Here is a 10431-nt window from a genome sequence, read left to right on the forward strand (position 1 = left end):
GACCGATGACCTCACTCAGCGCCTCGCTCGTGCGCGGGGCCCTCTCCTCACCGTTCAAGCGCGCAGGCCGGCCGGACGCCGCCCTGCCCCCGGGCCGCCTGACCCGCCCGGCCGCGCCCGTCGCCCCCGGGCCGCTCGCGGCGTACGGGAGGATCTGCGGGTTCACGGAGTCCGGCCCGCTGCCGCTGACGTATCCGCATGTCCTGGCCTTTCCGCTCACCATGCGGCTGATGACCGACCGCGCCTTCCCGCTGCCGGTCCTCGGGCTCGTCCACACCTGGATCGAGATCACCCCGCATCGGGCCGTGCGGCCGACGGAACCGCTCGAACTGGCCGTGTACGCCGCTGGGTTGACCCCGCACCGGCGGGGCACCGAGGTCACGATGGTGACCGAGGCGCGGGTGGGCGGGGAGCTGGTGTGGGAGTCCCGCAGCGGCTATCTGTCCCGGCACGCGACGACGGATGCGGCCGCCTCACCTCGCCCGGACCCGGACGCCGTCGGCGATCTGCCCGCCGTCGCCGAGTGGCGGCTGCCCGGTGACCTCGGGCGGCGCTACGGGGCCGTGTCCGGGGACCGCAACCCGATCCACCTCCACCCGCTGACCGCCCGGCTGTTCGGCTTTCCCCGGGCCATCGCGCACGGCATGTGGACGGTCGCCCGCTGCCTGGCCGAGGCGGGGGACGGATCCGAAATCCGTTCCGTACGGGCCGAGTTCAAGGCCCCTGTCCTGCTGCCCGCCACCGTGACGTACGCCGCCGACGCCGCCGGCGACGCCTTCGCGCTGCGCGGGACGAAGGGGCGTGTGCACCTCGTGGGCGCGGTGACGCGGAACGTCCAACAGTGACGCGGAACGTCTAGTCGGCCGGGGGCGTCCAGGGCCGGGCGTGCATCAGGTTCTCCAGGCCCGCCCAGGCGAAGTTCATCAGCGTCGCCGCCGCTTCCCGCGCCGAGACGTCGGGGGTGTCGTTGGCCCAGCCCGCCAGCGACTCCGCGGCCCCCACGAGGGCCTGGGCGAGGCCCGCCACATCCCGGTCCGCGAGGGCGGGGTCGCTGTGGGCCTCGCGGGCGGCGGCTCCGATCAGGCCCGTCACGAACGCGACGATCTCGTCCCGCATGCAGCCGACCTCGCTGACGAACGGCTCCCCGTGCGAGCGGGCCTGACGGTGCAGGACCGACCAGGCGTCCGGGTTCTCGGCGGTGTGGACGAAGAACGCCCGCAGCCCGGACCACAGTTGGGCGTCGGCGGGCAGCCCCGGGTCCACGCCGGCCCGCACCGCCTCCAGCAGGGACTGCGCCTCACGGCGGATGCAGGCGGAGAACAGGTCCTCCTTGGAATTCAGGTACAGGTAGACCAACGGCTTGGAGACGCCCGCCAGCTCCGCGATCTCGTCCATCGAGGCGGCCCGGTAGCCGCGCTGCCCGAAGGTCCGCACGGCGGCGTCCATCATCTGCTGCTCGCGCACGGCGCGCGGCATCCGCTTGCTCTTCACAGCACCCACGTCCGGCTTCCTCCCCGCCCCCACTGCCCTGCTCCGCTTCCCACCCTACGGCGGCGGGCGGCCCGGCGTCGCAGGGAGCGATCAGCGGGGCGGGACGGCGGGCCTCGCGCACAGGAGCAGCGGGCCCCCGGCCACGGCGGCGTACAGGGTCCCGGCCCGGCCGGCCAGGGCCGTGCAGCCGCCGGGGGACGTCGGGTCCCGCGGTGGGCCCGGTACACCGGCGCCGGTGAAGGGGACGGGTCCGTCCGCCGGGCCCGCCGGGAGGCGGGTCCGCAGGCGGCCGTCCTCGGTGACCGCCCACAGTCTGCTGTTCAGCGTGGTGAGCGCGACCGCGCCGCCCGCGTCCCCCAGCACCTGCCACGGCCCGTCGAGGGCGAGCGCGGAGAGATGGTGCAGGGTGTCGTCGTGCGGGGTGACGGCGAAGATCCCCGCGTCGCAGAGCGCGATCCCGGTGGTCCCCGGCGGGACCGTCCCCACCTCGGCCCACTCCTCGCGGCCCTCGACCGGCTCCGGGACGGGGTCGCGGCGCAGCAGCCTGCCGTCCTCCGTGGCCGCGTACAGCTCCAGCGGCAGCCCGCCCGACGCCTCCCGGGCCGAGGCCAGCGCCCGCACACCGGGGGCCTGTCCGACGGGCCGCCACGGCAGGTTCTGCCCGGACGGCTCCCGGCACAGCAGCCGGCCCCGGCCGTCCACGCCGAACAGCGCCGACGCGCAGACGGCGAGCGCGTGGACCTCGTCCGGGGACCCGGCGGCCTCCCACCCGTCACCGGGGGCGGTCCCGCCCAGCCGGTCCAGCACGTTGCGCGTGACGCGGTCCACGACCGGGTCGTCCGCCAGGACGCTGCCCCAGTTGATCGTGCCCGCGTTGAAGACCGTTCCCGCGCCCAGCCGGAAGACGCCCATCGTGGCCGCCCCGCCCTGCCCGTACTCCCGCCAGTGCCGGAGATCGGCGGTGGCCAGGACGACGAACGAGGCCGGAGTGCCGTCCGCGCCCGTCGCCCGGGGCACCTCGCCGGTCCACTCCAGGGCGCAGGAGTCCGTCTCGTAGCCGAGGGCGCCCCGCGCGAAGGGTTCACCGTCCGCCAGCCCCGTACCGGCGAAGGCCCAGTGCCCCGCGAAGCGGACCGTGTAGGCGTCCTTGCGCATCACCGCCATGCCCTCGCCCCACGCGCCCGCGCCCCGGCGGAAGCTGAGACCGGTCATCGAGTTCTCCGGGCGGTCGACGGGCGAGCTGGACCACTCGACGGTGGTCCGGCGCGGGTCCGTGGCCGTGACGGGGTCGGTGAGCGCGTCCCGGTGGCAGACCATCGTGCGCCCGTCGTCCTCCAGCCGCATCTGCCACCAGGCGGTGTTGGCGGCGAAGAAGGCCACGTTGCCGCCCCGGCGGGCGAAGGTCTCGACGCTGTCGCGCATCTCCATCGACCAGTACTCGTCATGGCCGTTGACCACCAGCAGGCGGTAGTGGGAGAGGAGTTCACCGCCGTCGTGCAGGTCGAGGCCGGAGCACAGGTCGACCGGGTATCCCGCCGAGGGCAGCCAGCGCAGCAGCCCTTCCTCCCAGCGCTCGGGCGGCGGCCCGCCGCCCGGGGAGGCGAAGGAGACGCGGGCGGCGCGGTGGGGCTGCTCGGAGTAGTAGAGGCCCCGGTGCGGGCGGCCCGCGTGGGTGTAGGCCCGCCAGGTGGGGAAGGGGATCGAGACGAGGATCCGGGAGGCCGTACCGGGGCGGGCGGCCCGGACGACGAACCAGACCTCGTGCTCCGCCCCGTCCGTCGCGGGCCGGGTCTCCCCCGGTACGTCGAAGACGGCGCGGCACAGGGCGCTGGGCCACTCGGGCGGCACGTCCAAAGTCCAGTCCGGTCCGGTCATCGCGGCGGTGAGGAGCGGTTCGCCGCTGATGGCGTCGCTGATCCGCACCCGGACCGGGGCCGACGGACCGGCGCCGGTCAGGTGGAACGGGAGCCTGCCGCCCTGGACGCACGAGGTGCGGTCCGCCCAGGCCCGCAGGGGTTCGCCCGAGGCCAGGGCCGGGGCGGGCTCGGCGGTGGTCACGGCCGGCCGCCTCCCGCCGTCTCCAGCAGGGTGCGGAGCTCCGTCAGCGGGGGCGGCGCCCCGGCCGCGCTCGCCACGATCAGCTCCTCCATCGCGTAGAGGTGCGCGCGGATCGCCTCCGGCGGCAGATACGCGGTGTCGGCGGTCAGCGACACCGCGAGCGCGTCGCCCTCCTCGGTGACGTGCAGGCAGTAGCGGCACGCCACCCGGTCCTGGGTCGCCGGGAAACCGAAGGTGGTCCGCCGCCGGGCCTCAGCCAGCTCCCCGGCTGCGGCCGAGGGGCCCCCGGGCAGTGCCCGTTCGACCAGGCGCATGTCGTTGAAGCAGCAGTACGGGTGCACGTCGGTGCCGTACTCCGCGCTCAGCCGCTCCCCCAGCGCGTCCCACTCCACGGGGTCGTACACCGCGGCCCGGTACGCGCGCAGGGCGGCCCGGTAGGCGGCGGGGAGGAGGCCGGTGAACGTGCCCGCGAGACCGGCGGTTTCGGCGGGACCGGACGGCTCCCTGGGCCCGGGCGGCTCCGCGGGACCGGACGGCTCCCTCGCCCCGGGGGACTCCGCGAGACCGGCCGTCTCCGCCAGGTCGAGGATGAACAGGCCGTCCTGCGACAGCGTCGAGACCAGGTCGCGCAGCGCCCCGGCGGTGCGGTTGCCGACGATCGGCAGCACGGCCGCCGTGCGGTGTCCCTCTCCGGCCGCGACCAGGGCGGCCGACGCGGTGAGCAGCACGGTCGAGCCGCTGACCCGGTGCGCCGCCGCCACCGTGCCGACCGCCCGGGCCAGGGCGGGGGACACCAGTCGCCCGGTCCAGAAGCGCGGGGTGCGGGGCTCCGCGCGCGGGTCGGGGAACATCGTGGGGGGCGCGGCCCGGTAGCCCGCATCCCAGTGCGCGAGGGCCGCCGCCCCTCGCCGCCGGCCCGCCGCCGCGTGCTGGTCGCGGGCGAGGTCCAGCGGGGTGGTGGCGGGCGGCCGGCCTGCCGAGCCGCGCCGGACCAGCAGGCGCAGATCCCGTACGAGGATCTCGGCGGCGTGTCCGTCGGCGGCGAGGTGGCACAGGACCAGTACGGCGTGGGTCACCCGGTCGCCCGCGGTGACGAGGGCCGCGCGGACGGGCCACTCCGCCGGGTAGTCGAAACGGGTGGAGGACAGCCGGCCGAGCAGCGCGTCCGCCTCGGCCGCCGCCTCCGGGAGCCCGGCGGCCCGGGTGATCGTCACGGTCAGGGTTCCGGCGTCCGTGAGGCTCTGGGCGGGCTCCCCGTCCTGCGGCAACAGCAGCCGGGTGCGCAGCGACTCGTGCCGCTCCATCAGGTGCGCCAGCGCCCTCAGCGCCTCGGGGACGGTCACCGGTCGGCCCCGGTCGGCCAGCGGGAGGACGCGGCCGATGTTGAAGTAGTGGTCGTTGGGCGCGGTGCGGCGAATCGCGTGCCAGATGGCCCGTTGGCCCCAGGTGAGCGGGGCGCGGCCGGACCGCTCCCCCTGGAAGGCGACGTCGCGGCGCGTATAGGAGCACGCCCCGGAGGGGACCGGGCCGCCGGGCACCCCGGCCTTCTCCGGCTCCGTGTCCGCCGGCACCGCCGCGGCCCGCAGCCCGGCGGCCGTCACCGTCCCTTCAGGCATCGTTGCCTCCGTCCGCCGCCACGCCCAGCCCGGCCAGGTGGCCGACCAGGCCGTCGAGGTCGTCCAGGAACCGGAACGGACCGTCCAGGTCGAGAACGATCCCGAACTCCTCCTCCACCGCGTCGATCAGCCGCAGAAGCGCCAGGGACGTCACGCCCAGAGCGGTCAACGAGACTCCCGCTCCCAGCAGTTCCTCCTCCGTGACCTCGCCGTCGGTGGCACGGGAGACCAGGACGGCGACCCTGCCCCGCAGCGCGGCCTCCGCGGCGGCCGGGGCCGTCACCGGCCCTGCTCCGCGAGGCGGCGGCGCAGACTCAGCGGGCGGATGTCCTCCCAGACCCGGTCGACATAGGCCATGCACTCCTCCTCGGATCCCGTGAACCCTTCCGCCCGCCAGCCGGCCGGAGGCTCCGTCCGGGCGGGCCACAGGGCGTGCTGCTCCTCGTCGTTGACGACCACCTGGTATGCCGTCGCGTCGCTCATCGCTGCTCTCCTTCTGCTGCTGCCTGGGCCGTCCGTCCCGTCCCCGCCGCCGGTCGGCGGAGTTCGCCCACCACGGCCGAGATCTCGGCGAGCGTCGGGGTGTCGAAGAAGCCGTCGAGGGGCACCTCGACGCCGAGCCGCTTGCGGATCCGGGCGGCGATGGCGGTGATCGTCAGGGAGTGGCCGCCCAGGTCGAAGAGGTCCTCGTCCGGGCCGATGTCGTCGAGCCGCAGCACCTCCTGCCAGATCTCCCGCACCACGGCGGCGTCCCCCTCGGGTGCGGCCGTGGGGCCGTCGGCCGCGTCCGCCCCGTCCGGCCGGGTCCTGGGGGCCGCCGGCAGCCGGGCCCGGTCCACCTTGCCGTTCGGGGTGAGCGGCAGCGCGGCCAGCGGAACCCAGGCGGCCGGGATCATCGCGGCGGGGAGCGTACGGGCGAGATGGGCGCGCAGGTCGTCGGCGGCCGGGGCCTCCGGGCCGCCCGGGGCCCCGACCGTGTACGCCACCAGCCGCTCCTGGCCGGACCCCCCGGCGCCCTCGCCCTCCCCCGGGTCCAGCACGACCACCGCCTGCGCCACCCCGGGGTGCTCGGCGAGCCGGGCCTCGATCTCGCCCAGCTCGATCCGGTGGCCCCGCAGCTTCACCTGGGTGTCGAGACGTCCCGCGAACTCCAGCCGCCCGTCCGGCAGTCGGCGTACCAGATCACCTGTGCGGTACATCCGGGAACCCGGCGGCCCCCACGGGTCCGGCACGAAGCACCGGGCCGTCAGCCCGGGGCGGCCCCGGTAGCCGTGCGCCACACCCGCGCCCCCGAGGTGCAGTTCGCCGGGAAGGCCGTCGGGGACGGGTCCGCCGTGCTCGTCCAGCACGTACGCCCGGGTGGCGGCCAGCGGGCGGCCGATGGTCACCGGTTCGCCGGGGGACGGTTCGGCCAGTGTGGACCAGACGGTGGTCTCGGTTGGCCCGTACACGTTGAACAACCGGCCCACGACGGAGCCCAGTTCGGCGGCGAGCGGCCCGGGAAGCGCCTCACCCCCGGCCAGGACGACGAGTCCGGGGCGGTGCAGCCCGGCGGCCAGCATCAGCCGCCAGCCACTCGGGGTGGCCTGGACATGGGTGACGTCATGGGCGTCGATCAGCTGCAGCAGGGCGGCGCCGTCACGCTGCCGCTCCTCCGGCACCAGGACGACCCGGCCGCCGGTGGTCAGGGGCAGCAGCAGTTCCACGGTGGAGATGTCGAAGGACAGCGAGGTCAGCCCCAGCCAGCGGTGGCCCGGGGTGGCCTCCAGCCGGTCGGCCAGGGAGCCGAGCAGGTTGGCGAGGGCGCCGTGCGGGACCTCGACGCCCTTGGGCCGCCCCGTGGAGCCGGAGGTGTAGAGGACATAGGCGGGGTGATCGCCGGTCGGGGCGGCCGTCCGCCCACGCGGTGGCGCGCCGGTCGCCGAGGCCTGAGGGGACAGCACGGGCAGCCCGCCCGGCAGCCCCTCCGGTACCGGTCCCTCGACCACGAGGGCGGACAGCCGGGCATCCGCGCGGACGAAGGCGAGCCGGTCGGCCGGGTAGCCGGGATCCAGCGGTACGTAGGCGGCTCCGGCGGACAACGTTCCCAGCAGCGCGGTAAGTTCGGCCACCGAACGGGACACCTGGACGCCGACGAGGTCTCCTGCACCAATGCCCTCGGCGGCCAGCCGGTCGGCGAAAGCCTCCACGGCCGTGTGCAGTTCACCGTAGGAGAGTTCCGTGCCGTCGGCCGCCACCACGGCCACCGCCCCGGGCGTCGCGGCGGCCTGCTCCGCGAACATGCCCACCACCGTGGCGTCCGCCGGGCGGGCCGCAGCCGTCCCGTTGCCCGCGTACAACGCCCGGTCCAGCTCGTCGCCCGGCAGCAGCGGCAGGTCGGCGAGACGGAGGCCGGGGTCGGCGAGCACCGCGTCCAGCAGGGTGCGGAAGTGGCCGACGATCCGGGCGGGCGCACCGGGCGCGAAGGCGTCGGCCCGGTACTGGAACGAGGCGTCCAACCGGTCCGGTCCTGAGACCAGGTGGAGGTGGGCCAGGTTGCGCACGGCGTGCGGGAAGCCGATCCAGTCCACCTCGACGTCCGGGGCTTCCAGCGCCTCCCAGCCGGTGCGGCGGCGGTAGCTGACCGAGAGCGGGGTGAGCGCGGTGCGCGGGGTGAGGCCGCGCACCGCCCGGCCGAGCGGGACCGGGCGGTGGCCGTAGAGGGCCGCCAGCTCGGACCGGACGTCCCGGGCGAAGTCGGCGAAGCTCCGGTGCGGGTCGGGGCGGGTGAAAACGGGCAGCTCGTTGACGTACAGGCCGATGTGCTCGGGGCTCCCCGGGCGGCGGGTGGACAGTTCCACGGCGGTGGCGGGCGAGCTGTTGCCGTAGCGGAGCAGCAGAGTGTGCCAGAGGGCGAGGAGCAGTTCGAAGCGGGTGACGCCGAGGGAGCGCGCGGTGTCGGCGAGACGGGCGAGAAGCGATCCCTCAAGGGTGAACGGCACGGCGTCCCCGGGCGCGGGTGCGGTGGCGTCCCGTGCGTCGACGGGAAGGCCGGGCAGCGCGGGGGCGGCCGGGTCCGTCCAGCGGTCCGCCCAGAACTCCCTTGCCGCTTGCGCTTCTTCGGCGGTCGGCTCCAGCTGACCGGTGGGCTCGGCCTTCTCCGGGCCGGCGTGCGTCTCCGGGCCGGCGTACGTCTCCACGCCCAGGATCTCGGCGAGCAGGATGTCCTTCGAGGTGCCGTCGAGCACCAGGTGGTGGGCGACGGCGTGCAGGACCGGATGGCCGTCACCGGTGCTCACGAGCGCGAACCGGACGAGCGGACCCTCGGCCAGGTCGAAGGCGCGGGTGCTCTCCGCCGCGAGCAGGGCATCGAGGCCGTCGGACGCGCAGGTCAGGCGGCGCAGTCCGGGGGCCGGTCCGGCGGCCGGGACGAGCACGGGTCCCTCCGGGTCCACCCGGGACAGCAGCACCGGATGCCGGGCGAGGAGCCGGGCGCACCCGGCGGCGAGGGCCGCCGCGTCGGGTGCCGTCGGGCCGGTGAACCGGGCGGTCACCACCAGGTGGTGGGCGGCCCCGGGGTTCAGCACCTGTTCGGTGACCCACATGCCGTGCTGGGCAGGACCGAGCCCGGCGGGCAGGGCAGGGGCGGAAGAAGCTTGCGGGGAAGGGGAGTTCGGGTTGGTCATCGCAGGGCCTCGTCGTCCAGGAGCAGGCGCAGCTCGCGCTTGAGGATCTTGCCGCCCTCGTTGCGCGGCAGGGAGGGGTGGAACAGCAGGCGCGCGGGGAGTTCGTGGGCCGCGAGCCGGTCGAGCAGGAAGGTCCGCAGGGCCGGCACGGTCAGCTCACCGCGTGGCACGACGACGGCGGCGACGACCGCGCCCAGGACGGGGTGCGGCACACCGAACGCCGCCGCGTCCGCGACCGTCGGGTGGGCGTGCAGCGCGTCCTCGACCTGGAGCGTCGAGACCTTGTGCGCACCGGACTTGATGACGTCCCGCTCCCGGTCGAGCAGGTGCAGGTACCCGTCCTCGTCCACCCGTCCGAGGTCGCCCATCCGCACCCAGCGGCCCCGGAAGACCTCCGGGCCGCCGTTCGCGGGGCCTCGGACGACTGCCGCCCCGCTGCCGGCTCCGTCGAGGTAGGCGCGGGGGGCGGTGGGGCTGCGGAGCCAGACCTCGCCCGGCTCGCCGGGCGGCAGGGGCGTTCCGTCGGGGGCCGTGATCCGCAGGTCGCGCAGGTCGGCGGGGCGTCCCGGGGAGTCGGGGCGGTCGGGGTCGAAGAGCAGGGTGATCTGGGCGGGCGCGGCCTCGGTGGAGGTGTAGTAGTTGACGATTTGGGCGCGCGGGAAGGCCCGGGCCAGGCCGAGCGCCACGGGCCCCGGCAGGGCGGCGGCGGTGGAGCCGACGAGCCGGACGGTGTCGGTGGCGTACCGGCGGGCGGCCTGTGAGCCGAGCAGTTCGATGGCCATGGCCGGGACGAGGAACACGCTGCCGACCCCGTACTCCTCGATGAGCCGCGCGAACCGCCCCGGGGTGAACTGCGGGGTGGCCACGGCGGTGGCCGCCGAGTCCAGGGCGTTGACCAGCATGGTCTGCCCGGCGTTGGTGCCGACGGGGAAGGCGTGCAGGAAGTGACGGGAGTGCCGCAGGGGGCGGCGGCGTTCGTCGGACGTACAGCCGTGCACCAGGTTGGCGTGGGTCGCGGTGACGCCCTTGGGGGTTCCGGTCGTGCCGGAGGTGTAGAGGATCTGGGCGAGGGCGGCGGGGTCGGGCGGGTCCGGGAGGCCGTGGTCGGTGGCCGGTCCCGCTCCGGATCCCGTTCCGTCCTCCGCTTCCGCCCCGGGCCCGGCCGAGGTTCCGCTTCCCGCCCCCGTCCCGGCTTCCGACCCGATCTCCTCCTCCGTCGCCGACCACACCCCCGCCGGAAGCAGATCCGGCGGCAGGTCCGCGCCGCCCGGTTGCAGCAGGGCCGTGGCCCCGCTGTCGGCGAGGACATGGGCGCTGGTCGCCGGGGACTGCCGGTCGGAGAGGGGTACGGCGACGCAGCCGGCGCGGAGGACGGCGCAGTAGGCGACGGCGTACGCGATCCAGTCGCCGCCACCGTAACGGAGCACGACCCGTGCTCCTGGCCGCAGGCCACGGTCCCTCAGTCCGGCGGCGAGCGCCGAGGACCGGTCGCGCCACGCGCCGAAGGTCAGGGAATGGCTGCCGCAGATCAGCGCGGTGCGCCCGGGGTCGGTGGCGGCCCGGAGGTCGAGGAGGGCGGGGAGACTGCGGGGCGGCGGCAC

At 75.8% G+C, this 10431-nt stretch carries 8 protein-coding genes; 1 reads left to right on the forward strand and 7 read right to left on the reverse strand.

Going from position 1 to position 10431, the window contains the following annotated elements:
• Positions 1 to 5 precede the first annotated feature (5 nt).
• The gene (locus tag IE134_RS24755; protein ID WP_189431764.1) at positions 6 to 845 is read left to right on the forward strand and encodes a MaoC/PaaZ C-terminal domain-containing protein; all 840 of its coding nucleotides are present in this window, start codon (positions 6 to 8) and stop codon (positions 843 to 845) included.
• A 10-nt stretch (positions 846 to 855) separates the two neighbouring features.
• Here IE134_RS24755 and IE134_RS24760 read toward each other — a convergent pair whose 3' ends face one another.
• From IE134_RS24760 to IE134_RS24790, 7 genes are all read right to left on the reverse strand, one after another.
• A complete protein-coding gene (locus IE134_RS24760) occupies positions 856 to 1500 on the reverse strand; it encodes a TetR/AcrR family transcriptional regulator (protein WP_032768195.1) in 645 nt (214 codons plus the stop codon).
• An 81-nt stretch (positions 1501 to 1581) separates the two neighbouring features.
• Positions 1582 to 3549, reverse strand: coding sequence for a N,N-dimethylformamidase beta subunit family domain-containing protein (locus tag IE134_RS24765; protein ID WP_189431766.1), 1968 nt, complete (start codon positions 3547 to 3549; stop codon positions 1582 to 1584).
• The gene (locus IE134_RS24770; RefSeq protein WP_229823729.1) at positions 3546 to 5165 is read right to left on the reverse strand and encodes a condensation domain-containing protein; all 1620 of its coding nucleotides are present in this window, start codon (positions 5163 to 5165) and stop codon (positions 3546 to 3548) included. The genes IE134_RS24765 and IE134_RS24770 overlap by 4 nt, the downstream gene beginning before the upstream one ends.
• The gene (locus IE134_RS24775) at positions 5158 to 5448 is read right to left on the reverse strand and encodes a phosphopantetheine-binding protein (protein WP_030710816.1); all 291 of its coding nucleotides are present in this window, start codon (positions 5446 to 5448) and stop codon (positions 5158 to 5160) included. The genes IE134_RS24770 and IE134_RS24775 overlap by 8 nt, the downstream gene beginning before the upstream one ends.
• Complete coding sequence (locus tag IE134_RS24780) at positions 5445 to 5648, reverse strand: MbtH family protein (RefSeq protein WP_030710818.1); 204 nt, start codon at positions 5646 to 5648, stop codon at positions 5445 to 5447. The genes IE134_RS24775 and IE134_RS24780 overlap by 4 nt, the downstream gene beginning before the upstream one ends.
• Positions 5645 to 8830: a non-ribosomal peptide synthetase gene (locus tag IE134_RS24785; RefSeq protein ID WP_189431767.1), complete on the reverse strand. Its 3186-nt coding sequence runs from the start codon at positions 8828 to 8830 to the stop codon at positions 5645 to 5647. The genes IE134_RS24780 and IE134_RS24785 overlap by 4 nt, the downstream gene beginning before the upstream one ends.
• A complete protein-coding gene (locus IE134_RS24790; RefSeq protein WP_189431797.1) occupies positions 8827 to 10431 on the reverse strand; it encodes a class I adenylate-forming enzyme family protein in 1605 nt (534 codons plus the stop codon). The genes IE134_RS24785 and IE134_RS24790 overlap by 4 nt, the downstream gene beginning before the upstream one ends.

Origin of the sequence: Streptomyces rubiginosohelvolus (assembly GCF_014649875.1) — a bacterium.
GTDB classification, from domain to species: domain Bacteria; phylum Actinomycetota; class Actinomycetes; order Streptomycetales; family Streptomycetaceae; genus Streptomyces; species Streptomyces rubiginosohelvolus.

Excerpts from the sequence above, each read along its gene's own strand:
- IE134_RS24755 (WP_189431764.1), top strand. The coding sequence starts at position 6 with ATGACCTCACTCAGCGCCTCGCTCGTGCGCGGGGCCCTCTCCTCACCG.
- IE134_RS24770 (WP_229823729.1), bottom strand. The coding sequence starts at position 5,165 with ATGCCTGAAGGGACGGTGACGGCCGCCGGGCTGCGGGCCGCGGCGGTG.
- IE134_RS24780 (WP_030710818.1), bottom strand. The coding sequence starts at position 5,648 with ATGAGCGACGCGACGGCATACCAGGTGGTCGTCAACGACGAGGAGCAG.
- IE134_RS24785 (WP_189431767.1), bottom strand. The coding sequence starts at position 8,830 with ATGACCAACCCGAACTCCCCTTCCCCGCAAGCTTCTTCCGCCCCTGCC.